Consider the following 24,744-nt stretch of genomic DNA (forward strand, 5'->3'; position numbering starts at 1 on the left):
TTCTGCGGAAAAAGACGTATGGAACGGCTGGATTGCGATCGCATGTTTGTGGCGGTGATGGAAACGGGTAGCTTTACCGGTGCGGCGCTACGCTGCGGTACCAGCCACGGCCAGGCGTCAAAACTCATCTCCCGCCTGGAACAGGAGTTGGGCGTTAATCTGCTGCGACGCAGCACCCGCTCGTTGACGCCAACCGAAGTGGGGCTGGCCTATTACGACCGTATCCGCCAGTTGTTGATTGATTACGATGCGCTTAACGATGCAGTGCGCAATATCGCCAATGCCCCCTCTGGTTTGCTGCGCATCTCTGCGCCCGTCACGTTTGGTACTTCCCAGCTCACGCCGCATCTGGTGGCGTTTGCCCGTCACTACCCGGAAATCGAACTGGATGTCAGCTTTGCCGACCGGCTGGTCAACGTGGTGGATGAAGGGTTCGATGTTGCCCTGCGCATCGGCGCGCTTTCCGACAGCAGCTTGGTGGCCCGCCGCCTGTGCGCAATCCGCAATGTGGTGGTTGCCTCGCCGGATTACCTTGCCCGACAGGGTGAGCCCACGCACTGGCAGCAGCTTGAGCAACACAGCCTGATTGTGGATACCAACTTCCGCGATCCCTGGCACTGGCCTTTTCTCGATGAGCACAAACAACAGCATCTTCAGCCGGTGCGCGGACATATTAAATTTTCCAACGCTGAAGTGTGCCTTGAAGCCGCCTGCGCCGGCCTGGGCATAGCGCGCATTCCGGTGTTTGTCGCCGGTAAAGCGTTGAAAGAGCAGCGCGTAAAACCGGTGCTTACTGCCTATGAAGCCCCGCCGCTGGCGTTGTTCGCCGTTTATCCGCCCGCTCGTTACCTGGCGCAGAAATCCCGCGTGCTGATCGATTTTCTGGTGGAGGTTTTCTCGCTGCAGCCGGAATGGGAACAGGGATGGTGATAATTTCCAAAATGGAAATAAACATCCCTGTTTTACGCGGATAATTTTCCGGCTGGAAAGACTTTACACTCCTCTCATCAACTGACTGAGAGGAACACCACCATGTTTGACCAACGCACAACCCCCTATGCCGCACTGATTATGCGCCTGGCGCTCGGTATTCTGTTTCTGGCGCACTTTAGTCTGAAATTTTTCGCCTTCACCCCAGCGGGCACCGCGAAGTTCTTCGCTTCGCTCGGTCTGCCAGGCTGGCTGGCGTATGTCACCATGGCGGTTGAACTGGTAGGGGCGATTGCCCTGATCCTCGGTGTTTACGCACGTATTGTGGCGATTGTGCTGATCCCGATTCTGCTCGGCGCGATCTTCACCGTTCATGGCCCGGCCGGTTTCTTCTTTACTAACCCGAACGGCGGTTGGGAGTTCCCGGCCTTCTGGATTGTTGGTCTGTTAACACTGGCGCTGACGGGCGACGGCAAATTTGCCCTGAAGCCCACCCCGGTAAAAGGCTAACGGAGGCAGCATGCTGATTGAGGGTAAATGGACGGCCGACTGGCACCCGGTTCAGGCCACCGACGAGAAAGGCGGTTTTGTTCGCCAGACCTCCAGCTTTCGCCACTGGGTGACCCCGGACGGGGCGCCCGGTATCACCGGCGAAGGCGGATTTATCGCCGAACCTGGCCGCTACCATCTGTATGTGGCGCTCATTTGCCCCTGGGCCTCGCGCACGCTGATTGCCCGCAAGCTGAAAGGGCTGGAATCGGTGATCAGCGTGTCAGTGGTTGAACCGTGGCTGCTGGATGAAGGCTGGCACTTTGGCGACTACCCAGGCGCCGACCGTGACACACTGAATCAGGCCGAATGGCTGCACCAGCTCTATACCCGCGCCGACCCGCGCTTTACCGGGCGCGCAACGGTGCCGGTGCTGTGGGATAAGCAAACCCACACCATCGTCAATAACGAGTCGGCCGACATTGTCCGTATGCTGAACAGCGGCTTTGGTTCGCTGGCAAATAACGCGGTCGATCTCTATCCGGCGCACCTGCACGATGAGATCGACCAGTTGAATGCGGAGATCTACCCGAACCTCAATAACGGGGTCTATCGCGCAGGTTTTGCCACCACCCAGGTGAGTTACGAAGAAGCGGTGAACGATGTGTTCAGCCAGCTTGATAAGCTGGAAAACCACCTCGTCCAGCGCACGTTCCTGTGCGGCACGCAGCTTACCGAGGCAGATATTCGCCTGTTCGTCACGCTGGTTCGCTTCGATGCGGCTTACCACGGATTGTTTAAATGCAATCTTCGTAAGCTGACGGAGTATCCGAATCTGGATCGCTATCTGCGCGAGATGCTGGCAGTTCCTGGTATTCGCGAGACGGTGAATATTGACCATATCAAGCAGGGTTATTACTCGATTAAAGCCCTCAACCCCAATGGTATTGTTCCGCAAGGGCCGGATTTACGCGCTTACGGGCTGTGACAGGAAGCGATAATGAAAAAATTGATTGTGCTGTTGCATGGCGTCGGTAGCCGTGGCTCGGATTTGCAAGGTCTGGGGAAATACTGGTCGCAAACTCTCGACGATGTGATTATCGCCACGCCGGACGGGCCGTCGCCTTTTGATATGGGGCCGGGTTTCCAGTGGTTCAGCGTTAACGGCATCACCGATGAAACGCGCGCCGCGCGGATTGCCGAAGCCCGCAGTGCCTTTAACGCCACTATTAATGGCCTGCTGGAGAAACACGATGTGCAGCCCGGACGAGACAAGCTGGTGCTGAGCGGTTTTTCGCAAGGGGCGATTATGTCGCTGGATGCGCTGGTCAACGCCCGGTGGCCGCTGGCAGCGGTGGTGGCGTTTTCCGGTCGTCTGGCCTCGGCACAGCCATGGCAGCCTGCGCCGCACACGCCGGTGCTGCTGGTGCATGGAGCGAGCGATCCGGTGATTCACTATCAGCAGAGCCAGCATGCTGCCGAACAGCTTGGCGCAGCGGGTGTCGATGTTGATACCTATTTTGAGCCTGGCGTGCCGCACACCATTACGGCGAACGGCGCGATGAAAGCAGCGAACTTCCTGCTGCCGCTGCTTAACCGCGTAGATTAAGAGACAAAAAGGGATGCCGCCCGGCATCCCTTGTCTTACGCCACCAGTTGCTGCATGACTTTGATAAACGCAGCTGTCACCTGTTCTTCCTGCGCGTGACGCCCCGCTTCAATCACCCAGCGTCCTCCGGTCATCACCCTTTTTATCGGGTTCGTCGAACAGGCGAAAATCCAGCGATTCAGACGTTCACGATCGCCTGCGGCAGCAAGGAAAGGATCGCGGCTGTCGAGCAACAGCATATCCGCGCGATGGCCGGTCGCCAGTTGACCAATCGCCTGCCCCAGCGCGCGGCGCCCGCCCTGCAATGCACCCTGATACAGCACATTGCCGATATAAGGTTCATCCGGCAGATGGAGCAAGTTGCGCCGCCGTTTGTTTAACCGCTGCCCGTACTCAAACCAGCGCAAATCCTCGCTGACGCTGACGCTGATATGGCTGTCGGAGCCAATCCCCCAGCGCCCCTGCTGCGCAAGATAGTCCGGCCCCGGGAAAATACCGTCGCCAAGATTGGCTTCGGTGGTCAGGCAGAGGCCCGCCACTGCGCCGGAAGCGGCAATCTGTTGGGTTTCCTGCGGCGTAAGATGCGTGGCGTGAATCAAACACCACTGCTCATCCACCGGCATATGCTGGTAAAGCCACTCTACCGGACGCAGCCCGGACCATGCCACGCAGTCATCGACCTCTTTTTGCTGCTCGGCAATATGAATATGCACCGGCTGCGCTTGCGGGCAGGCGTTGAGCACGCGCTGCATCTGCTCCGGCGTAACGGCCCGTAGCGAGTGGAAGCACAGCCCGGTACGCTGCATCGGCTCAGCGGCAAGCTGCGACGTCAGCGCCTCATGTAGCGCGAGATAGCCTTCCGTATCGTGAATAAAGCGGCTCTGCCCGGCGGTCGCTGGCTGCCCGCCAAATCCGGAGAAGCTGTAAAGCACCGGCAGTAACGTCAGGCCAATGCCCGCCGTTTTCGCCGCTTGCGAAATACGCAACGCCAGCTCGGCAGACTGGGCATAAGGTTTTCCGCCGCGATCGTGGTGCAAATAGTGAAACTCGGCAACCGAGGTATAACCAGCTTTCAGCATTTCGATGTACAGATAGCTGGCGATGGTTTCCAGCTGCTCGGGGGTGATTTTATCCACCAGCCGGTACATCAAATCGCGCCATGTCCAGAAGCTGTCTGCTGGATCGCCCACCACTTCGGTCAGCCCGGCCATTGCGCGCTGAAAGGCGTGCGAATGCAGGTTTGGCATGCCCGGCACCAGGAAACCGTCCAGGCGAATCGTATTGTCGTCTGGCTGACTACCGCTTTCCAGCGCGGTGATGATGCCCTGTGCGGAAACCGTAATGCGGACATTCTCCGCCCAGCCCTGCGGCAACAATGCTTTTGCCGCGAAATATACCGTCATATATCCCCTCACCGCCTGCCGTTATTTAAGATGTATATACATGTTTATATATATACATCCAATTGTGCGTAGAGTAAACTTCAACGGTCATCCGGCCGAGGAAAGGGTTAATGGAGCAAAGCGAAATTTTTAAAGCAGCCGCAAGCGAGACGCATCTCGATCAGCCCGCCCCTTTTTATGAAAGGGTGAAGAGCATGATCAAAACCAATATCCACAGCGGTGCCTGGCCGGTGAACTACCGTGTGCCTTCCGAAAGCGAGCTGGTCAGTCAGTTTGGCTATAGCCGGATGACCATTAACCGCGCGTTGCGTGAACTGACCGCCGAAGGGCTGCTGGTGCGCATGCAGGGCGTGGGCACCTTTGTCGCCGAAGTGCGCGGGCAGTCGGCGCTGCTGGAAATTAACAACATTGCCGATGAGATTGCCAGCCGCGGCCATCGCCATCACGCCAGAGTGCTGGAGCTGACCCAACTGCATGCAGATGCCCAGCAAGCGCTGGCTTTTAATCTGCCGAAAGGCAGCCGCCTGTTCCATTCGCTAATTTGCCATTATGAAAACGGCGTTCCGGTGATGCTGGAAGACAGGCTGGTGAATGCGCTGATTGTGCCGGACTATCTGCAACAGGATTTCACCCGTATCACCCCGAATGCCTATCTCTCTTCCATCGCGCCGATTGTCGAGGGCGAGCATATAATCGAAGCCGTGAACGTGCCCCGCAGCGAGTGCGTTTATCTGGAAATTGATGAGCACACCCCCTGCCTGCAAGTGAACCGCCGCACCTGGACCGGTCGTCAGGACAAAAAAATCGTCACCAGCGTGCGCCTGGTCTATCCCGGTTCGCGCTACCGCCTGGAAGGAAGTATGCGCAAATGAAGCGCCTACCTTATAGCGGCTACGCTGAGATGCGCTGGAAAAATGGCCTGGGCGTCACCCGTGAAGTGTGCCGTTTTCCCGCCAGCGAACAGTATGACTGGCGTATATCGGTTGCAACGATCCGCGAAGACGGTGCGTTCTCACGTTTCTCCGGTTACCTGCGAAATATCAGCGTGCTGGAAGGCGAAGGTATGTTTCTGACGGTTGATGGCCAGCGCAGCGCGTTAATTCCACCGTTTCAGGCGACGGATTTCAACGGCGACAGCGAGGTGTTTTGCGAGGTTGTCGGCGGGCCGTTACTCGATTTCAACGTGATTTATCGCCGTGAAACCACTCAGGCAACAGTGCGCTGGCTGCGTGATGGCGCATGGCAACATCAACAGGGAACAATGCTGCTGTTCAATGCCGGGAATTTACTTGATGTTATCGTCGAGGGTGAACGCCATACTCTGCAACATTACGACAGCCTGCTAATTGATAACCCGGCGACGGTTGCCGTCCACGCAGGCAGCGACACGCTTTTCGCCTGCGTGACGCTGACATCCCGTTAACGCCCGCTAAACTGTGGCGTCAGCCTGTTCTGAAACGCCGCCAGCCCGGCGGCACGATCCTCACTATCGGCAATCAACGCCGAGAGCGCCCGCTCATAAGCCACTCCCGCACTTAATGGCATTTCGTAGCTGGCCAGCACCGCTTTTTTGATCATCGCGGCCGCCAGCGGCGCGGCTTTGGCGATTTGTCGCGCAACGCTTAGTGCCTGCGTTTCCAGTTCGTCAGGCTGAACCAACTGGCTAATCAGCCCCGCCTGGCGCGCCTCCTCGCCATTGATGCGTCTGGCACAAAGCAGCATCTCCATCGCCAGTGATTTCCCTACCGCACGCACCAGCCGCTGGGTGCCTCCGGCGCCGGGAATAATGCCGATGTGGCTTTCCGGTAACCCAAACTGTGCCGTGGTGTCGGCAATAATAATGTCGCACAGCAGCGCCAGCTCCAGCCCACCGCCGAGCGCATAACCTGAAACGGCAGCAATCACTGGTTTTTCGATGGCGGCAATGCGATCCCATTTCTCGCTAAAACCGCTGCGCCATAAAGTGATGGCGGAAGCCGACGCCAGCGTGCCGGTATCTGCCCCGGCGGAGAAGGCCTTCGGGCCGCCCAACAGCACAATGGCACGCACCTGCGGATCCTGCTCAAGCTGCTGAAGCGTGGTGACCAGCGCATCCAGCATCTCTGCGGTCAGGGCGTTATATTTCTGCGGGCGGTTCAGCGTCACCACGGCGACGGCATCTTCATGACGGCACACAACATCACTCATCGTCTGTACCCCTTGCCGTCAGGCTGGTGACGATCGCTTCACGGTGACGCATTGCCGCCGCCGCGCTTTGCCCGTCCCAGCAATAAAAGCCTTCCCCGCTTTTCACCCCCAGTTGTTTCGCGGCGACTTTCTCCAGCAGCCAGGGCGGCAGCGTCGTGCTGTTATCCAGCGCGGGCAGCAATATCCCGGCGACTTTCTCAACCGTATCCAGCCCGGCGAAATCCATCAGTTTCATTGGCCCCATCGCCGCCCAGCGCGGTGCCAGCGTACGCTGCACTGCACGGTCAACATCCTCAACCGAGCCAATCCCGGCGCTCACCAGGTAGAGCGCCTCGCGCAGCATGGCGTATTGCAGACGGTTGATAATAAAGCCCGGAATGTCCTGATTCACGGTGATGGTCTCTTTACCAAGCTGTGCGCACAAATCGCGAACGCGCTGGCAAACGTCGTCGGCAGTTTTCTCGCCACGCACAATTTCAATCATCGGCATGGTATCCGCCGGGTTAAACCAGTGCATACCAATCAGCCGCTGCGGGTTACTGAGTACCGATGCCAGCTGCGTGATGGAGACGCTGGAAGTATTGGTCGTCAGCAGGCAGTCAGCGGAAACCTGTGGCTCAATGAGGCTGAACAGATGCTGTTTGAGCGCCACCTCTTCCGCCACGTTTTCCGACACCATATCCGCGCCCGCCAGGCAGCTTTCCAGCGACGTGCTGTACTGCACATCGGCCTGGGCGACCCGCGATTCAACGATCGCCTGAGCTTTATCCAGCGTTTCCTGCGAGCGGGAATAGAGACTGACGCGATAACCCGCGCGGGCCATGACGACAGCAATGCGTGCGCCCATGGTTCCGGCGCCAATCACCGCCACTTTATTAATTTGCGACATGCTGTTCTCCCCTAAATCACACCCTGCGTTTGCAGTTGCGCAAGCGTTGCCTCATCCATACCCAACACTTCACGCAATACTGTAAGCGTATGTTCCCCCAGCACCGGCGGGATCAGCGCCGGTTCGCCCGGCGCACCACTCATTTTCACCGGCTGCGGCACAATGGAGATCGCGCCTGCTCGCGGGTGCTGGATCTGTTTCACCAGCTCACGTTCGTGGGCGTAATCACTGTCGAGGATCTGGTCGAGGCGCAGCACCGGCGAGGCCGGAACGCCAGCGCTATCCAGAAGCGCCTGCGCGTCGCTGACGCTTTTATCTGCCAGCCAGCGTTCAATCTCTTCCCGCAAGGGCTGTTGATGCGCCAGCCGCTGCGGATCGCTGGCAAAGCGAGGATCGTCCACCAGCGCGGGATTTCCCATTGCGCCGGCAAGCTGGCGGAAGAGTTTGTCGTTGGCGACGGCAATAACAATATGTCCATCCTGCGCCCGGTAGCTGTCCATCGGCGCGCTGATCGGGTGCGCATTACCAAGCCGCCCTGCGCTGGGCTGGCCGCCGATCCACTGGGTTAACGACACCATTTGCAGCGTCACCATGGTATCGAGCATCGAAACATCCAGATGCTGGCCCTTGCCGGTAATGCCACGCTGAAGCAGCGCCGCCAGTACCGCCCAACTGCCATATAGCCCGGCGACCACATCACCAATCGCATCGCCAACGCGCGTGGGTTCGCCGTTTGCCCAGCCGGTGACCTGCATAATGCCGCCAATCGCCTGGATGATATGGTCGTAAGCCGCTTTATGCGCCAGCGAGCCTTGCTGACCAAAACCGGAGATGCTGACGTAAACCAGACGCGGATTGATGGCCTGTAGCGTCGCATAATCAATCCCCAGCCGCTGGGTTACACCGGGGCGAAAGTTCTCCACCAGCACGTCCGAACAGGCGACCAGATATTTGAGGATCGCTAAGCCCTGCGGGCTTTTCAGATCCAGCGTGACGCTTTTTTTGCCGTGGTTGAGCTGCATAAAGTAGCTGCTCTCGCCGTTGATATGCGGCGTAAAAGCGCGGGAATCGTCGCCGCTGCCTGGCATCTCGATCTTGATAACTTCAGCGCCAAGATCGTTAAGCAGCGAGGCGCACCACGGGCCCGCCAACACGCGCGACAGATCGAGTACCCGTACACCACTGAGCGGCTTAATGGCTTCACTCATCAGCTCCCTCCTGAATCAGTAAAGTGAGCTGGCGGCTCAGTTCGCCATCAGCAATCAGATCCCGGACGGCGTGCATATCCGTGTACAGCGGCGTGTCGGTTTCACGAAATGCCACTTGCTGGCGCACCTTCGCCAGCGTCAGTTCCGCCCCCACCGAGGCGCGTAGCGGGCGGTGAAATTCAATCGCCTGACAAGCGCACAGCAGTTCAATAGCCACGATATCCACTGCGTTTGCCACCGCCTGCATCGCTTTTCGCGCCGAAGAGACACCCATGCTGATATGGTCTTCCTGCCCGGCACAGGTGGAAACCGTATGTACGCTGGCGGGCGCCGCCAGGCTGCGGTTATCCCCGGCAAGCGCGGCGGCGACATACGGCGGGATCATCATCCCGGAATTAGCCCCGCTTTTTCCGACCAGAAACGCCGGTAAACCGCTGAGATGCACGTTAGTGATACGGTCAGAACGCGCTTGCGACGCGGTACTCAGTTGCGCGATAGCCACCGCCAGCGCATCGAGCGCCAGCGCCAGCGGCGCACCGTGACCGTTGCCGCCAGGCAAAATCACCAGCGCATCGTCTTCGATTAAAAATACCGGGTTGTCAGTCACCGAATTGAGTTCGGTGGTGACGATATGACGGCAGTGCGCCAGTTGATCGCGCACTGCGCCATGGATTTGCGGGATGCAGCGCAAGCTGAGAGCATCCTGCACCCGGTGGTCGCGGTAACGCTGAAGGATCTCGCTGCCGTGCAGTAAGCGGCGCAAAATCTGCGCCGTTTCTTGTTGCCCGTCATGGGGACGCAAAGCATGCAGACGCGCGTCATAGCCGCGGGTGTTGCCTTTCAGCGCTTCGAGACACATGCCGCCTGCCATATCCGCGACCGGCAGCAACTGCTCGAAATCCCGCACCGCCAGACAGGCCAGTGCGGTAATTTCGTAGGTGCCGCTGATCAGCGCGTGCCCTTCGCGCGGGCCGGGAATGCGTGGCGCAATGCCCGCTTTCGCCAGCGCTTCGGCGGAGGGCAACAACTCCCCCTGATACCAGCACTGCCCTTCGCCAAACAGCGATAAGCCGATATGTGCGGTAGCAATCAGATACCCTACGGAACCGCTGGCAGGTGACCACGGCGTCACCTGCCGGTTCAGCATCAGGCACATCCGCTGCGCCAGTTCAGCGCTGACGCCGCTGTAACCCTGCAATAACGATTTCAGCATCACCGCCATCATCGCCCGCACTTCCCGCACCGACAGATCCGGCCCCATCCCGCAGGCGTGGCTGCGCAGCATATTGAGCTGTACGCTGGCAATTTGATCCGCAGAGAGACGCTCAGTCACCAGGTCTCCCACGCCGGTCGTCAGACCATAAATCACCTTCCCTTCAGCAATCGCGCTGTGAATGTAGCCGCTGACCTTATCCATTTGCGCCAGCGCATCATCAGCCAGAACAACCGGCGCGCCATCGGCAATGCGTACCAGTTCATCAATGGTAGTGGCAACAGTGCCTAAGGTGACCGCATCCGCCTGCGGCGTGGAAGAACGGGTTGTCGTCGTCATCTCGCAGCCGTTCCTTACTTGCTCAGTTGGTGTTTAACCAGCCACTGGTGCGCCACATCATCAATGCTGGCGAACTCAGAAAGCTGTTCGTTCATGGAAATCAGATCTTCGGTGGTAAGCTGCGCGGAGATTTTGTTCAGCGTGCTTTCAATGGTCGGGTTCAGCGTGCTGCTGGCGACAATCGGCACGATGTTCTGCGCGGCAAACAGGTGCTTCGGATCTTCCAGCGCGACCAGGTGATCTTTTTTGATCTCCGGCGTTGTGGAAGTCAGGTCAGCGACCTGAATCTGGTTGTTTTTCAGCGCCGTCAGCGTCAGCGGGCCAGCGACATCCAGCACCTTGAAAGTTTTGAAATTCAGGCCGTATACTTCACGCAGGCCGGGAACGCCTTCATGACGGGTTTTCCACTCCGCCGGGCCGCCAAGCACTAATTGCCCGGCGACAGGCTTCAGGTCATCGATGGTTTTCAGTTTGTATTTTTCTGCTGTTTTCTTCGTTACCGCCAGTACATCGCTGTTCTGCGCCGTAGAAGTGTTGAGCATTTTCAGTTTTTCCGGCAGCTTAGCGGCCAGCGCTTTTGCCACATCTTCCGAGCTGTGCGCTTCATTTTTCGCATCCAGATAGCTCAGCAGCGCGCCGCTGTACTCCGGGATCACGGTGATGGAACCGTCCAGCAGCGCCGGGATATAGACTTCACGGCTACCAATATTGAGTTTTTTCTCAACTGGAATATTTTGTGCTTCCAGCGCCCCGGCGTAGATGGTCGCCAGCAGCTGGTTTTCCGGAAAATCCGCCGAACCAATAATCACTTTCTGGCCGGCATCAGCAGCCCAGACAGAAGAAGCGACAGACAGCAGCGCGGCACTGAACAACGTTAAATAGCGTTTCTTAATCATCTTATTAACCTTCTGTAATTAAAGGACTCAACATCACTGGTTTTTGGTTTTCCGGGTGATGCCCGGTGAAACCACGACTTTCCCTGAAAGCGAAAAAAAGAGATCAATGATCAATGCCAGCAGCGCGACGAGGATGGCCCCGGCGGTCATCTGCGCAAAGTCGTTGGCGGCACGCCCGTCGATAATCAATCGTCCCAGGCCGCCGAGTGAAACATATGCCGCGATGGTCGCGGTGGAGACAATTTGCAGTGCGGCGCTGCGGATCCCGGAGAGTATCAGCGGCATTGCGCAGGGCAACTCGACCTGCAACAGCACCTGAAGCGGCGTCAGGCCAATCCCTTTTGCCGCGTCATGCACGCTGGGATCGACAGAACGGATCCCGGCATGTACGCCCAGCGCCACTGGCGGCAGCGCCAGCACCACCAGCACGATAATGCAGGGCAAAACAAAGGCCATATCCGATTCGAAATAACCCGCCAGCAGGATCACCAGCAAAATAATCAGGCCAAAAGAGGGCAGCGAACGCAGGGCGTTGGTGGTGCCAATCAGCAGCGCCTCCCCTTTCCCGGTATGGCCGGTATAGCAGCCGACCGGAAAAGCAATGGCAACGGCAATCGCCAGCGCCGCAGCGCTGTAACCGATATGCTGCAACAGCAGTGGCACAATGCCGTCGTCGCCATACCAGTGGCTGAGATCGAGAAACCATTCACTCATCAGTTATCCCCTTTGTGGTTGCCAGCGGCTTAAAGAACGGGTTATCGCCACCACCAGGCAATCCAGAATGAAGGCCAGCGCGATGCACAGCACAATCCCGGCGATAATCGGGGTGAGGAACTGAAGCTGAAAGCCCTGGGTAAACAGCGAACCTAACTGCGGTGCGCCAATCAGCGCAGCCACCGAAACAATGCTGACGTTAGAAACCACCGCCACGCGCAGCCCGGAACCGATCACCGGCACGGCAAGTGGCAGGTCGATCTGCAAAAATTGCTGTAGCGGTTTGTACCCCAGCGCGAAAGCGGACTGGCGGGTATCTTCGGCAACGGAATCCAGCCCGTCGCACACGGTTCTTACCAGTAGCGCGAAGCTGTAAATGGTCAGCGCCACGACCACGTTGATCGGGTCGAGAATCTGCGTATTCAGCAGCGGCGGCAGCAGCACGAACAGCGCCAGCGAAGGAATGGTGTACAGCAAGCCGAACAGGTTCAGCACGATCCCTTTCACTTTCGGCAGGTTATTAACCGCCCAGCCCACCGGGATCGCCAGCAGCAGGCCGATCAGGATCGGCGTAATCGACAAATAGCAGTGCCAGAGCAGCAGGTTGAGGATCCTGTCGCTTTGCCCCCACAGCCAGTCAAATCTCATAGCGCCTCCTGCGTCAGCGACTTGCAGGCATCCAGCACATTTTCCAGCGCCAGCGATCCCTGCGGGGCAAGCTGTTCATCAACCACCACAGCGCGATGGCAGGGAGAGCTGAGCGCCGAATCCAGCAACTGGCGCAGCGTGCCGCCCTGCGGAGAAAACGTCGCGCCGAGATTCACGTTCTCCGGCGTAATCACCGCTACCTGCTGATGCGTGTCAAACCAGCCGCAGGCTTTGCCCTGCTGCGTCACCAGCAGCCAGCGCTGCGCGCTGATACCACGCGCCTGCGCAAGGGTTGCGCCCATTTCGATGGCTGGCTCCGCCTGCAACGCCGTCAGCGGTGCGGAGGTGTGAAAACTGAGTTTGCGATAACCGCGGTCGCGGCCAATGAAATCGGCAACAAATTCACTCTGCGGCGCATTCAGCAATTCGCCCGGCGTCGCCAGTTGCGCCAGCTTGCCGCCGGGTTTCAGCACCGCAACGCAATCACCCAGTTTCATCGCTTCATCGATATCGTGGGTGACCATAATGATGGTCTTGCTGACCTCTTTCTGAATGCGCAGAAATTCTTCCTGCAATTGTTCACGCACAACGGGATCGACTGCACTGAAGGGTTCGTCCATCAGCATAAATTCCGGGTCGGCAGCCAGCGCGCGCGCCACGCCGACGCGTTGCTGTTGCCCGCCGGAGAGCTGCCACGGATAGCGTTTCGCCAGTTGCGGCGCCAGGCCGACCACTTCCAGTAATTCCGCCGCTCTGGCCCTGGCTTTGCTTTTCGCCGCGCCATTAAGAATGGCGGTCGTAGCGATGTTATCGATGATGGTTTTATGCGGGAACAACCCGGCATTCTGGATCACGTAACCAATGCGCCGACGCAACTGCACCACATCCATCTGCGCGGTGGATTCGCCATTGAGCAAAATCGTGCCGGAAGAGGGTTCGACCAGCCGGTTGATCATGCGTAATGAGGTGGTTTTGCCGCAGCCCGACGGCCCTACCAGCACGGTAATTTTGCCTCCTGGCGCGACAAAGTTCAGGCCATCGACCACGACGGTACCGTCGTCGTAATGCTTGGTCACATTGTTGAAAGTAATCATCGTTACGCCTTATGGTCATCATTTGCCGTCCCGTTATGACGGCGATGCAAAAATGCTTTATGTATATCCTTGTATGTACAACTTGCAAGCCATGTGCCATAACGTAATTGCAACATATATCGATAAATTAAAATTCATCAAAAACAATAAGATAATTATATTTCGTTACTAAAATCAGTCTAACCTGGCGGATTAGTCCTGCTTTATTGCCCTGCTCTCTCGCCATAAAACAGCGCATGAATGCACTTAAAATGATCGTTTTTCTGCCGTTAAGCACAATAATAGTGCAGTAAAGCGCGCTAAAATCTCTTCCCCCAACACCACGCAAAAAACAGATAATTACAACTAACTGTTTTATATAGATAATAAATAAATCGATCAAAGTGGCACCATATGTGCTTATCATGTATATACAAGACAACATCAGTAAGCATTTATTCCGCTATCAAACAAAGAAGGTAAACCGCATGAGTAGTGAATTTTCCCGTTATCGTGATGTTGAGATCAGAGCGCCGCGCGGCACGACATTGAATGCGAAAAGCTGGCTGACCGAAGCGCCGCTGCGCATGCTGATGAACAACCTTGATCCCGAAGTCGCGGAAAACCCGAAAGAGCTGGTGGTTTACGGGGGGATTGGACGGGCAGCGCGTAACTGGGAGTGCTTTGACAAAATGGTGGAAGCGCTGAAACAGCTTAACGATGACGAAACGCTGCTGGTGCAGTCCGGCAAACCGGTCGGCGTGTTTAAAACCCATAGCAATGCGCCGCGCGTACTGATCGCCAACTCCAACCTGGTTCCCCACTGGGCTAACTGGGAGCACTTCAACGAACTGGACGCTAAAGGGCTGGCGATGTACGGCCAGATGACCGCTGGCTCTTGGATCTATATCGGTAGCCAGGGGATCGTTCAGGGCACGTATGAGACCTTCGTCGAAGCGGGTCGCCAGCATTATGACGGTTCACTGGTTGGTCGCTGGGTGCTGACTGCTGGTCTGGGCGGTATGGGCGGCGCACAGCCGTTGGCCGCCACGCTGGCGGGCGCCTGCTCGCTGAACATTGAGTGTCAGCAATCCCGCATCGATTTCCGCCTGCGTACCGGTTATGTGGATGAGCAGGCAACGGATCTGGATGATGCACTGGCGCGTATTGAACGCTACACCCGCGAAGGCAAAGCTATCTCTGTCGCGCTGCACGGCAATGCGGCGGAAGTCTTACCGGAATTGGTTAAACGCGGTGTTCGTCCGGATATCGTGACCGATCAAACCAGCGCCCACGACCCGCTGAACGGCTATCTGCCGATTGGCTGGCAGTGGGAAGAGTATCGCGAACGCGCGAAGGCGGAGCCAGCGGTAGTGATTCAGGCGGCGAAAGCTTCAATGGCGGAGCACGTTAAAGCGATGCTCGCCTTCCAGCAGCAGGGCATCCCAACCTTCGATTACGGCAACAATATTCGCCAGATGGCAAAAGAGATGGGCGTCAGCAACGCCTTCGATTTCCCGGGTTTTGTACCCGCTTATATTCGCCCACTGTTCTGCCGCGGTATCGGGCCGTTCCGCTGGGCCGCGCTCTCCGGCGATCCGGAAGATATCTATCGCACCGATGAAAAGGTGAAAGAGCTGATCGCGGATGATGCGCATCTGCACCGCTGGCTGGATATGGCGAAAGAGCGCATCAGTTTCCAGGGCCTGCCAGCACGTATTTGCTGGGTGGGTCTGGGGCAGCGCGCGCGTCTGGGGCTGGCGTTTAACGAAATGGTGCGTCGCGGTGAAGTCTCGGCGCCGATTGTCATTGGCCGCGATCACCTGGACTCCGGCTCCGTTGCCAGCCCGAACCGCGAGACCGAAGCGATGAAAGATGGTTCCGATGCAGTTTCCGACTGGCCGCTGCTGAACGCATTGCTTAATACTGCCAGCGGCGCAACCTGGGTTTCCCTGCACCACGGCGGCGGCGTCGGCATGGGCTTCTCACAGCATTCGGGGATGGTTATCGTCTGCGATGGCACGGATGAAGCGGCAGAACGTATCGCCCGCGTACTGCATAACGATCCGGCGACGGGCGTGATGCGCCATGCCGATGCAGGCTATGATTCCGCTGTCGCCTGTGCCAAAGAGCACGGCCTCAACCTGCCGATGATTGCAAAGTAAAACCGGCGGCGCGGCGATGGCCGCGCCGAACCATGACGGGAGAACGCGGATGCGCATTTTATGGCGTCACTGCCAGATTGCCACCATGGAAGCGGGCAAATATAACCTGATTCCACACGCGGCGATGATCACCGATGGCCCGCGCATTGTATGGCTGGGCGAAGAGGGAACGCAGCCGGACGATGCGATTGATCGTGAAGTGGATCTGCACGGACGGCTGGTTACGCCAGGGCTAATCGATTGCCATAGCCACAGCGTATTTGGCGGCGATCGCAGCCAGGAGTTTGAGATGCGTCTCAACGGCGCGAGTTACGCGGAGATCGCCGCAGCCGGCGGTGGCATTATCAGTACCGTGAATGCCACCCGCAACGCCAGCCAGCAACAACTGCTGGAAAGCGCCCGCAAGCGCATTCACGCGCTGCGCAAAGATGGCGTTACCACGCTTGAGATCAAATCCGGCTACGGCCTCAGCTTTGCCGATGAAGGCAAAATGTTGCAGGTGATCCGCGCGCTTGGCGCAGAAATGCCACTCACTATCTTTAGCACCTGTCTCGCGGCGCATGCATTACCGGGCGAGTATCAGGGGCGCGCCGACGACTATATCGATGAGATTTACCAGCACTGGCTGCCCGCCTGGCACGCACAAGGGCTGGTCGATGCGGTCGATGCTTTTTGTGAACATCTGGCCTTTTCACCGCAGCAAGTGGAACGGGTTTTCCATAAAGCGCAGCAACTTGGCTTACCGGTAAAACTGCATGCCGAACAGCTTTCACTGCTGCACGGCGCAGGGCTGGCCGCCCGCTACAACGCGCTTTCCGCCGATCATCTGGAGTATTTGTGTGAAGAGGATATCGTGCTGATGGCGGAGCATGGCACCACAGCTGTTCTGCTGCCGGGTGCCTTTTACTTTTTACGCGAGAGCCAGCAGCCACCGGTGGCGCTGCTGCGCCAGCACCAGGTGCCGATGGCCATTTCCAGCGATCTGAACCCCGGCACGTCGCCCGTGTTGTCTCTGCGCCTGATGATGAACATGGCCTGCACGTTGTTCCGTCTGACGCCTGAAGAAGCGCTGGCGGGAGTGACCTGTCATGCCGCCCGCGCATTAGGTATCAGCGATCGCTGCGGTACGCTACAGGCAGGTAAAGAGGCCAGCTTTGTCGCGTGGGATGTTGCTCATCCGGCAGAACTCAGCTACTGGCTGGGTGGAACGCTGTCGAAACAGGTTATTTATCAGGGGGAGGAAGTGTGGCATGACTAACGGATTCGAATTACATCAGGGTCGGCTGCCGCTGCTGGTCAGCATGCCCCATCCTGGCACGCACCTGACGCCGGAGATCGCCCGCGGTCTTACTGCGCGGGCGCAGCGCCTGGAGGATACGGACTGGCATATTCCGCTGCTGTATCAGCCGATTCGCGAGCTTGGCGCCAGTGTGTTGAGCGCCAGGTATTCCCGCTATGTCGTGGATTTAAACCGCCCGGCGGATGACAAACCGCTATACAGCACGGCCACCACCGGCCTGTTTCCGGGGACTTTTTTTGACGGCGAGCCGCTGTTCGAAGCGGGCAAAGCGCCGGATGACGCCACGAAAGCCGCCATTTTGCACAACGTATGGCAGCCTTATCACCAGGCGCTGGCGCAGGAACTGGCGCGGTTGCGTGATACCTTTGGCTACGCGTTGCTGTGGGATGCGCACTCCATCAAATCGGTGGTTCCGCGTCTGTTTGAAGGCAAACTGCCGGATCTGAATTTCGGCACTGCCGATGGGGCAAGCTGCGCGCCGGAGCTGAGCCGCGCATTGCTGGACTGCTGCGAGGCGTTTCCGCACTACAGCAAAGTGCTCAACGGCCGCTTTAAAGGCGGGTATATCACCCGCCATTACGGCGCACCGCAACAGAACATTCATGCGGTACAACTGGAAGTGGCGCAGTGCTGCTACATGGATGAGACGAGCTTTGCGTTCTGCGAAGAGAAGAGCGAACGCTTTCGCGAGCTGCTGAGCGCCCTGATAAACACGGCGCTTGCATGGGGCGAACAGAACCTGAGCCGCTAAGTAAAAAGGGATGCGCTAAGCATCCCTTTTTCGTGATGGGTTTTATCAGGCTTCGATATCGGCCATATCGCCTTTTTCTTGCAGCCAGTTGCGGCGATCTTCGGAACGCTTTTTGGCCAGCAGCATATCCATCATGGCGGTGGTTTGCTGCTCATCTTCATCGCTGATGATCAGCTGTACCAGACGGCGGGTGTTCGGATCGAGCGTGGTTTCACGAAGCTGCATCGGGTTCATCTCGCCCAGCCCTTTAAAGCGCTGCACGTTCGGTTTGCCTTTCTTGCGCTTAAGTTGCTCCAGCACGCCGGTTTTCTCTTCTTCCGTCAGCGCGTAATACACCTCTTTGCCGAGGTCGATACGGTACAACGGCGGCAGCGCCACGTAGACGTGACCATGCTTCACCAGCGCGCGGAAGTGACGCACGAACAGCGCGCACAGCAGTGTGGCAATGTGCAGACCATCGGAATCCGCATCGGCGAGGATACAGATCTTGCCGTAGCGTAGCTGGCTGAGATCGTCGCTGTCCGGATCAATGCCGATCGCCACGGAAATGTCGTGCACTTCCTGCGAGGCCAGCACTTCGTCCGAAGAGACTTCCCAGGTGTTCAGGATTTTACCTTTCAGCGGCATGATCGCCTGATATTCACGATCGCGCGCCTGCTTAGCGGAGCCGCCCGCCGAGTCACCCTCCACGAGGAACAGCTCGGTACGGTTCAGATCCTGCGCGGTGCAATCCGCCAGTTTACCCGGCAGCGCCGGACCGCTGGTCAGCTTTTTACGCACCACTTTTTTGGCGGCGCGCATACGACGCTGGGCGCTGGAAATCGCCATTTCGGCCAGCAGTTCAGCAGTCTGAATATTCTGGTTCAGCCACAGGCTGAACGCATCTTTCACCACGCCGGAGACAAACGCGGCGCACTGACGAGAAGAAAGGCGTTCTTTAGTCTGCCCGGCGAACTGTGGATCCTGCATTTTTACCGACAACACGTACGCGCAGCGTTCCCAGATATCTTCCGCCGAAAGCTTCACGCCGCGCGGCAGAATATTGCGGTATTCGCAGAACTCGCGCATGGCATCCAGCAACCCCTGGCGCAGGCCGTTAACGTGCGTCCCACCCTGCAAGGTCGGGATCAGGTTGACGTAGCTTTCCGTCAGCAGCTCACCGCCTTCCGGCAGCCACAGCAGCGCCCAGTCCACCGCTTCGGTTTCAGCAGAGAAATTGCCAATAAACGGTTTTTCCGGCAGCGTCGGCAGGCCGTTGACCGCTTCGCACAGGTAGTCGTTCAGGCCATCCTGATAACACCAGCGCTGCTCGGCGTTGTTCACTTCATCTTTGAAGATAATTTCCACGCCGGGGCAGAGTACGGCTTTTGCTTTCAGCAGATGCGTCAGGCGGGAAACCGAGAAACGCGGGCTATCAAAGAAGGACTCATCCGGCCAGAAATGGACGCTGGTCCCGGTATTGCGTTTGCCGCAGGTACCGATAACCTGCAGATCCTCGACCTTTTCGCCATTTTCAAACGCAATGCTATAAATCTGTCCGTCACGTTTAACCTGCACTTCCACGCGACGCGACAGGGCGTTCACCACGGAAATGCCAACGCCGTGCAAGCCACCGGAGAACTGATAGTTCTTATTTGAGAATTTACCGCCCGCGTGCAGGCGGCAGAGGATCAGCTCAACGGCCGGAACGCCCTCTTCCGGGTGAATGTCCACCGGCATGCCGCGCCCGTCGTCGATAACTTCCAGCGACTGGTCGGCGTGCAGGATCACCTCCACGCGTTTGGCGTGCCCCGCCAGCGCCTCATCGACACTGTTATCAATGACTTCCTGCCCGAGGTGGTTCGGGCGAGTGGTATCGGTGTACATCCCCGGACGGCGGCGAACCGGCTCAAGCCCGGTGAGTACCTCTATGGCATCAGCGTTATAGGATTGCGTCATGGTTTGTTCGTAGATAGTGACCGCATCGTTTCCCTGTTGGCTCAATGCAGCCCAAGGAAATCGATAATCTGTGTGAAATGATTCTCAAAGCCCACAAAGGCATGATTCCCGCCCTCTTCTACAGTCTGGCGACAGGCATCGTAATAGGCCACCGCCTGGCGGTAATCGAGCACTTCGTCCCCGGTCTGTTGCAGCAGCCAGATAAGATCCGGCGCTTCAAGCGGGTCAACTTGCATCACTTTGAGCTCGTAAATATGGCGAGACTCTAGCACATATTGTTCCCCAGTGTAGGGATTCTCGTTATTGCCGAGGTAATCGGCCAGTAACTCAAACGGACGCACAGCCGGGTTGATCACCACCGCTGGCAGCATAAAGCATTGCGAGAGCCAGGTTGCGTAGTAACCGCCCAGCGACGATCCGACGACGCCAAGCTGCCGCCCGCCCTGCTCAAGCACCAGCGACTCCAGCAATTCAGCTGCAGCAGCGGGATAAGGCGGCAATTGCGGCACCAGCACGTTGATGTCGGGATAGTGCTGCGACAGCCATTGCGACAACTGCGTGGCCTTCGCCGAACGCGGCGAACTGTTAAAGCCATGCAGATAGAGAAGAGTGGACATTAGTAGCCTTCTGAAGCCGTATCGGGGCGGAACTGCGTGCTCTCCAGCCGGCAGACTTCGGTATGCAGCGTTCCGTCATCATAGAGCTCCAGCCAGCGCCATCCCGGTGCAATGGTATCGAGCGTAAAGTTAGCGCAGTGCGGTTTGAACTGCACACAGGTTGACGGCGTCGCCAGCAGGCGGCGGCCATTCCAGTCGAGATCCAGCTCCTGGTGAATATGCCCGCACAGCAGGTGGCGCACTTTCGGAAAGCGCTGAAGCACATTATTCAGTTCGCCCGCGTTACGCAGGCTGTGCTGATCGAGCCAGCTACAACCGGATGGCAGCGGATGATGATGAAGCAGCAGCAAAGTGTGCCGCTCCGGGCTGTCGGAGAGTTTATTCTCCAGCCACTCAAGCTGAAATTCGCTCAGTTCGCCATGAGGGACGCCAAACACCTGGCTATCCAGCAGTAGAATTTGCCAATGATCGCCGATAAATACGCGTTTTGCCGGTGATATTCCCGCATCCTGCAACGCGCTGTACATGGCGGGCTGGAAATCGTGATTACCCGGTAACCAGACGCAAGGCGCAGTGAATCTTGCGATGCCTTCAGCAAAATGCTGATAAGCCGCAGCGGAGTGATCCTGTGCCAGGTCGCCGGTGGCGACGATCAGATCGCAAGGGCGCTGCTGGGCCTGGATAGCCTCCAGTACCGCCTGATAACTTTCCCAGGTATTGACCCCTAACAGCGTCTCGTGCTTTTCGGCAAACAGGTGAGAATCAGTAATTTGTAAGACCCTGACTCTGGACTCACCGGCCAGAGAGAGGTTTAACAGGCTTTCCAAATGGTGTCCTTAGGTTTCATGACGCTAACAAACCGGAATCGCCATTGCTCCATGTGCTAAACAGTAACGTAGCCAATCGGCCAGAAACTGATTAATTTGATGCTTTTCGTCGCGTTGATGCAACTTTTTATTAGGATAATCATAACGCGCTTTGAAACGAAAGATCTGCTGACTTGAACACACTTCAGCGACCATCGCGTCGTGGTACAGGCGCACCGTCATGGACGGCAGGCTCCAGTAGCTCACGGCAGGCACCGTCTGTTCAATTTCCACCAGCGTCGTATAACGCGTCGCTTCTACTATCGTTAACCGATATTGTGCGTTAGTCACCTGATAGCTCACCGTTTGGCCCGCTTCATCATTACGCGGCAACAGACGACGCAACTGAGCGAAATTGGTTTCGCACAGGCGCATCATTTCAGGGAAGTCAGGTGTATAGCGCTTCATTTTTTCCACTCGTTTCGTAAGCTCTCATGATGCAGTTGCAGCCATTGCAGGGCGATGACAGATGCTGCGTTATCGATTTTCCCCTCTTCTACCCACTGGTAAGCCTGCTCCCGACTCACCACATGAACCCGAATATCTTCGTTTTCATCCACCAGACCATGAACACCTTCGGCCTGAGTGGCATCCACTTCACCGACAAAGACGGCGGAACGCTCGCTGGTGCCGCCAGGACTTGCCAGATAGCTCAATACTTTTTTTGCGCGCCCGACGGTTAACCCCGCCTCTTCAACAGCTTCGCGGCGCACAACGTCTTCTTCGGTTTCGCCCTCTTCAATCATACCGGCGACCATCTCCAGCAGCCATGGGCTTTCGCTGGTATCGAATGCCGCAATACGGATCTGTTCGATCAGCACAACTTCGTCGCGCACTGGGTCAAAGGGTAGCAAGACTGCGGCGTGACCGCGTTCAAAAATTTCACGACGTACTTCGCCGCTCATCTCACCATTGAATAAACGGTGGCGAAAGCGGTAAAGATCAAGCGAAAAAAAACCGCTATAGAGTGTTTCTCGTGCAATAATTTCTACATCGTTTTTTGTGAAAGTCATTTCGGGTGATATTGGCTTACTCATTGGCGGCATCTCATTCGAAAATAATGACAAAAATCTGGATTTCAGACCCGTTTAATTACTGTTGCAAGCGCTATATGGTACATTGGTGCAAATTTATGCCAATGGCACGGAACGCCAAGCTGAGGCGATGCCCGTTTCTGCTAGAATCGGCGATTATTTTTCCCAATTTAGACCAGCGCTAATACTGCTTCACAACAAGGAATGCAAATGAAGAAATTGCTCTCCCTCCTTATCGGTCTGAGCCTCACCGGTTTCAGCACCATGAGCCAGGCAGAAAACCTGCTTCAGGTATACCAGCAGGCTCGTTTGAGTAACCCGGATCTGCGTAAATCCGCCGCTGATCGCGATGCCGCCTTTGAGAAAATTAATGAAGCGCGCAGCCCTTTATTACCTCAGCTCGGTTTGGGCGCTGATTATACGTATACCAATGGCTTTCGTGATAGTAATGGTGTCGATTCGAATGTAACCAGTGGCTCTTTGCAACTGACGCAAACTATTTTTGATATGTCGAAATGGCGCGCGCTGACGCTGCAAGAAAAAACGGCTGGCATTCAGGATGTCACCTGGCAAACCGATCAGCAAACCCTGATTCTGAACACGGCGACTGCCTATTTTAACGTGCTGAGCGCGATTGATGCGCTCTCCTACACGGAAGCGCAGAAACAGGCGATTTACCGTCAGTTGGATCAAACCACCCAGCGTTTTAACGTTGGCCTGGTCGCCATTACCGACGTACAGAACGCCCGTTCCCAGTATGACAGCGTGCTGGCGAACGAAGTGACCGCCCGCAACAACCTCGACAATGCCCTGGAATCACTGCGTCAGGTTACCGGCAACTACTATCCGGAGCTGGCGTCACTGAATGTCGACGGCTTTAAAACCGACAAACCGAAACCGGTGAACGCTCTGCTGAAGGAAGCGGAAAGCCGTAACCTGACGCTGCTGCAGGCGCGTCTGAGCCAGGATCTGGCGCGTGAGCAAATCCGCCAGGCGCAGGACGGCCATCTGCCAACACTTAATTTAACGGCGTCCACCAGCGTTTCGAATACCAAATACAGCGGTTCCGCGACACGTGGCAACGCAGTTTCCTCCTCCTCCTATGCGGATCGGGACATCGGTCAGAACTCTGTTGGCCTGAGCTTCAGCCTGCCGCTTTATAGCGGTGGTTCGGTAACGTCACAGGTTAAACAGGCGCAGTACAACTTTGTTGGCGCAAGCGAACAGTTGGAAAGCGCGCATCGTAGCGTCGTACAGAACGTGCGCTCCTCTTTCAACAACGTGAACGCGTCTATCAGCAGCATCAACGCCTACAAACAAGCGGTTGTTTCTGCCCAAAGCTCCCTGGATGCGATGGAAGCAGGTTACTCCGTGGGTACGCGTACCATTGTTGATGTGCTGGATGCGACCACCACGCTGTATAACGCCAAACAGCAGCTCTCCAGCGCACGTTATAACTACCTGATCAATGAGCTGAATATCAAATCAGCGCTGGGTACGTTGAACGAGCAGGATTTGCAGGCGCTGAACAACTCGCTGGGTAAAAACGTCTCCACGACACCGGAAAGCGTCGCACCGGAGAACCCGCAGCAGGATGCAAGCGTTGATAACTTCAACGGCAACGTACAGCCTGCCGCAGCACGCACCAGCGTTAAACGCTAATCAGCACCAATCCGCAACGGGGGCAATCCAGCCCCCGTTTTTACGTAAGGCAACGTAAAGGCCTCCCCTCCTCGCTTTAACTTCAACCACTCATCCTCTATCCTGAGCGTTTTACATATGCCTTTGGGATCCAGGAAGATAACAATGAAACGGACAAAAAACATCCAACACGCGACGTTCCGCAAAAGCTGGAGCGCACGTCATTTAACACCTGTCGCACTGGCGGTGACTGCCGTTTTCATGCTGGCAGGCTGTGAAAAAAGCGACGAAACGGTTTCCCTGTACCAGAATGCGGACGATTGTTCGTCGGCAAACCCGGGGAAAAGCGCTGAGTGTAAAACCGCGTACAACAACGCGCTGAAAGAAGCTGAGCGTACGGCGCCGAAATACGCGACGCGCGAAGACTGCGTGGCAGAATTCGGTGAAGGCCAGTGCCAGCAGACGCCGGTTCAGGCGGGCATGACGCCGGAAAATCAGGCACAGGCACAGTCCGGCGGCAGCTTCTGGATGCCGCTGATGGCGGGCTATATGATGGGCCGCCTGATGGGCGGTGGCGCAGGTTTTGCCCAGCAGCCGCTGTTCAGCTCGCGTAATCCGGCAAGCCCGGCTTACGGCCAGTACACTGATGCATCCGGTAAAGGCTATGGCGCAGCGCAGCCGGGCCGCACCATGACCGTACCGAAAACAGCGATGGCGCCAAAACCGGCGACCACAACCACGGTGACCCGTGGCGGCTTTGGTGAGTCTGTTGCGAAGCAGAACACGATGCAGCGCCGCGTAAGCGGTACGCCGACCCGCTCGATGGGCGGTTGA

Annotated in this window: 26 protein-coding genes; 11 read left to right on the top strand and 15 right to left on the bottom strand. The window is 57.1% G+C overall.

Going from position 1 to position 24,744, the window contains the following annotated elements:
• The first annotated feature begins 18 nt into the window (after positions 1-18).
• The 4 genes from CWM66_RS17560 (at position 19) to CWM66_RS17575 (ending at position 3,028) form a co-directional block, all read left to right on the top strand.
• Positions 19-930, top strand: coding sequence for a LysR family transcriptional regulator (locus CWM66_RS17560; protein WP_090397782.1), 912 nt, complete (start codon positions 19-21; stop codon positions 928-930).
• 102 nt (positions 931-1,032) lie between these two features.
• The gene (locus CWM66_RS17565; RefSeq protein ID WP_007370109.1) at positions 1,033-1,440 is read left to right on the top strand and encodes a DoxX family protein; all 408 of its coding nucleotides are present in this window, start codon (positions 1,033-1,035) and stop codon (positions 1,438-1,440) included.
• A gap of 10 nt (positions 1,441-1,450) precedes the next feature.
• Positions 1,451-2,407 (top strand): glutathione S-transferase family protein, encoded by a 957-nt coding sequence (locus tag CWM66_RS17570; protein WP_107147009.1) that lies wholly within the window; start codon positions 1,451-1,453, stop codon positions 2,405-2,407.
• Between the two features lie 12 nt (positions 2,408-2,419).
• Entirely contained in the window at positions 2,420-3,028 is a 609-nt protein-coding gene (locus tag CWM66_RS17575; protein ID WP_090397778.1) for an alpha/beta hydrolase, read from the top strand.
• A gap of 35 nt (positions 3,029-3,063) precedes the next feature.
• Here CWM66_RS17575 and CWM66_RS17580 read toward each other — a convergent pair whose 3' ends face one another.
• Positions 3,064-4,431: a formimidoylglutamate deiminase gene (locus CWM66_RS17580; protein WP_107147010.1), complete on the bottom strand. Its 1,368-nt coding sequence runs from the start codon at positions 4,429-4,431 to the stop codon at positions 3,064-3,066.
• 110 nt (positions 4,432-4,541) lie between these two features.
• Here CWM66_RS17580 and hutC point away from each other — a divergent pair, with 110 nt between their 5' ends.
• Together hutC and CWM66_RS17590 are read left to right on the top strand one after the other, a co-directional pair.
• Positions 4,542-5,303: a histidine utilization repressor gene (hutC, locus tag CWM66_RS17585; protein WP_007370105.1), complete on the top strand. Its 762-nt coding sequence runs from the start codon at positions 4,542-4,544 to the stop codon at positions 5,301-5,303.
• Positions 5,300-5,854: a HutD family protein gene (locus tag CWM66_RS17590; protein ID WP_107147011.1), complete on the top strand. Its 555-nt coding sequence runs from the start codon at positions 5,300-5,302 to the stop codon at positions 5,852-5,854. Before hutC ends, CWM66_RS17590 begins: the two co-directional genes overlap by 4 nt.
• Here the strand turns inward: CWM66_RS17590 and CWM66_RS17595 are convergent.
• From CWM66_RS17595 to CWM66_RS17635, 9 genes are all read right to left on the bottom strand, one after another.
• The gene (locus CWM66_RS17595) at positions 5,851-6,618 is read right to left on the bottom strand and encodes an enoyl-CoA hydratase-related protein (protein WP_079517325.1); all 768 of its coding nucleotides are present in this window, start codon (positions 6,616-6,618) and stop codon (positions 5,851-5,853) included. The genes CWM66_RS17590 and CWM66_RS17595 overlap by 4 nt on opposite strands.
• A complete protein-coding gene (locus CWM66_RS17600) occupies positions 6,611-7,507 on the bottom strand; it encodes a 3-hydroxyacyl-CoA dehydrogenase family protein (protein ID WP_107147012.1) in 897 nt (298 codons plus the stop codon). The genes CWM66_RS17595 and CWM66_RS17600 overlap by 8 nt, the downstream gene beginning before the upstream one ends.
• A gap of 11 nt (positions 7,508-7,518) precedes the next feature.
• The gene (locus CWM66_RS17605; RefSeq protein ID WP_107147013.1) at positions 7,519-8,715 is read right to left on the bottom strand and encodes a CaiB/BaiF CoA-transferase family protein; all 1,197 of its coding nucleotides are present in this window, start codon (positions 8,713-8,715) and stop codon (positions 7,519-7,521) included.
• Positions 8,708-10,267, bottom strand: coding sequence for a histidine ammonia-lyase (gene hutH / locus CWM66_RS17610; protein ID WP_107147014.1), 1,560 nt, complete (start codon positions 10,265-10,267; stop codon positions 8,708-8,710). The genes CWM66_RS17605 and hutH overlap by 8 nt, the downstream gene beginning before the upstream one ends.
• Before the next feature lie 14 nt (positions 10,268-10,281).
• On the bottom strand, positions 10,282-11,163 hold the full coding sequence (locus tag CWM66_RS17615) for an ABC transporter substrate-binding protein (RefSeq protein WP_007370099.1): 882 nt from the start codon (positions 11,161-11,163) through the stop codon (positions 10,282-10,284).
• A gap of 33 nt (positions 11,164-11,196) precedes the next feature.
• Complete coding sequence (locus CWM66_RS17620) at positions 11,197-11,877, bottom strand: ABC transporter permease (RefSeq protein WP_007370098.1); 681 nt, start codon at positions 11,875-11,877, stop codon at positions 11,197-11,199.
• Positions 11,878-11,880: 3 nt separating this feature from the next.
• Positions 11,881-12,525, bottom strand: a complete 645-nt coding sequence (locus tag CWM66_RS17625; protein WP_007370097.1) for an ABC transporter permease — start codon at positions 12,523-12,525, stop codon at positions 11,881-11,883.
• Positions 12,522-13,619: an ABC transporter ATP-binding protein gene (locus tag CWM66_RS17630; RefSeq protein ID WP_007370096.1), complete on the bottom strand. Its 1,098-nt coding sequence runs from the start codon at positions 13,617-13,619 to the stop codon at positions 12,522-12,524. The genes CWM66_RS17625 and CWM66_RS17630 overlap by 4 nt, the downstream gene beginning before the upstream one ends.
• Before the next feature lie 127 nt (positions 13,620-13,746).
• Positions 13,747-14,001: a hypothetical protein gene (locus tag CWM66_RS17635; RefSeq protein ID WP_146159939.1), complete on the bottom strand. Its 255-nt coding sequence runs from the start codon at positions 13,999-14,001 to the stop codon at positions 13,747-13,749.
• Positions 14,002-14,086: 85 nt separating this feature from the next.
• On the opposite strand from CWM66_RS17635, the gene hutU reads away from it, so the two are divergent.
• From hutU to hutG, 3 genes are read left to right on the top strand one after another with little or no spacing between them, the layout of a single operon-like run.
• A complete protein-coding gene (hutU, locus tag CWM66_RS17640; RefSeq protein WP_007370094.1) occupies positions 14,087-15,763 on the top strand; it encodes a urocanate hydratase in 1,677 nt (558 codons plus the stop codon).
• Positions 15,764-15,812: 49 nt separating this feature from the next.
• Positions 15,813-17,021: an imidazolonepropionase gene (hutI, locus tag CWM66_RS17645; protein WP_090397771.1), complete on the top strand. Its 1,209-nt coding sequence runs from the start codon at positions 15,813-15,815 to the stop codon at positions 17,019-17,021.
• A complete protein-coding gene (gene hutG, locus CWM66_RS17650; protein ID WP_007370092.1) occupies positions 17,014-17,814 on the top strand; it encodes an N-formylglutamate deformylase in 801 nt (266 codons plus the stop codon). The genes hutI and hutG overlap by 8 nt, the downstream gene beginning before the upstream one ends.
• A 45-nt stretch (positions 17,815-17,859) precedes the next feature.
• On the opposite strand, the gene parE is transcribed toward hutG, so the two are convergent.
• The 5 genes from parE to nudF are packed head-to-tail and all read right to left on the bottom strand — an operon-like array spanning position 17,860 to position 22,272.
• A complete protein-coding gene (parE, locus tag CWM66_RS17655) occupies positions 17,860-19,752 on the bottom strand; it encodes a DNA topoisomerase IV subunit B (RefSeq protein ID WP_035887822.1) in 1,893 nt (630 codons plus the stop codon).
• A 41-nt stretch (positions 19,753-19,793) separates the two neighbouring features.
• Positions 19,794-20,369, bottom strand: coding sequence for an esterase YqiA (gene yqiA / locus CWM66_RS17660; RefSeq protein ID WP_071921536.1), 576 nt, complete (start codon positions 20,367-20,369; stop codon positions 19,794-19,796).
• A complete protein-coding gene (gene cpdA, locus CWM66_RS17665; protein WP_007370089.1) occupies positions 20,369-21,196 on the bottom strand; it encodes a 3',5'-cyclic-AMP phosphodiesterase in 828 nt (275 codons plus the stop codon). Before cpdA ends, yqiA begins: the two co-directional genes overlap by 1 nt.
• 24 nt (positions 21,197-21,220) lie before the next feature.
• The gene (locus tag CWM66_RS17670) at positions 21,221-21,643 is read right to left on the bottom strand and encodes a DUF1249 family protein (RefSeq protein ID WP_007370088.1); all 423 of its coding nucleotides are present in this window, start codon (positions 21,641-21,643) and stop codon (positions 21,221-21,223) included.
• Positions 21,640-22,272: an ADP-ribose diphosphatase gene (nudF, locus tag CWM66_RS17675; protein ID WP_007370087.1), complete on the bottom strand. Its 633-nt coding sequence runs from the start codon at positions 22,270-22,272 to the stop codon at positions 21,640-21,642. Before nudF ends, CWM66_RS17670 begins: the two co-directional genes overlap by 4 nt.
• A 207-nt stretch (positions 22,273-22,479) precedes the next feature.
• On the opposite strand from nudF, the gene tolC reads away from it, so the two are divergent.
• The gene (gene tolC, locus CWM66_RS17680; protein WP_007370086.1) at positions 22,480-23,931 is read left to right on the top strand and encodes an outer membrane channel protein TolC; all 1,452 of its coding nucleotides are present in this window, start codon (positions 22,480-22,482) and stop codon (positions 23,929-23,931) included.
• A 144-nt stretch (positions 23,932-24,075) separates the two neighbouring features.
• The gene (locus tag CWM66_RS17685) at positions 24,076-24,744 is read left to right on the top strand and encodes a DUF1190 family protein (RefSeq protein ID WP_007370085.1); all 669 of its coding nucleotides are present in this window, start codon (positions 24,076-24,078) and stop codon (positions 24,742-24,744) included.

It is taken from the genome of Kosakonia sp. H7A (assembly GCF_003028445.1).
Taxonomy (GTDB): Bacteria; Pseudomonadota; Gammaproteobacteria; order Enterobacterales; family Enterobacteriaceae; genus Kosakonia; species Kosakonia radicincitans.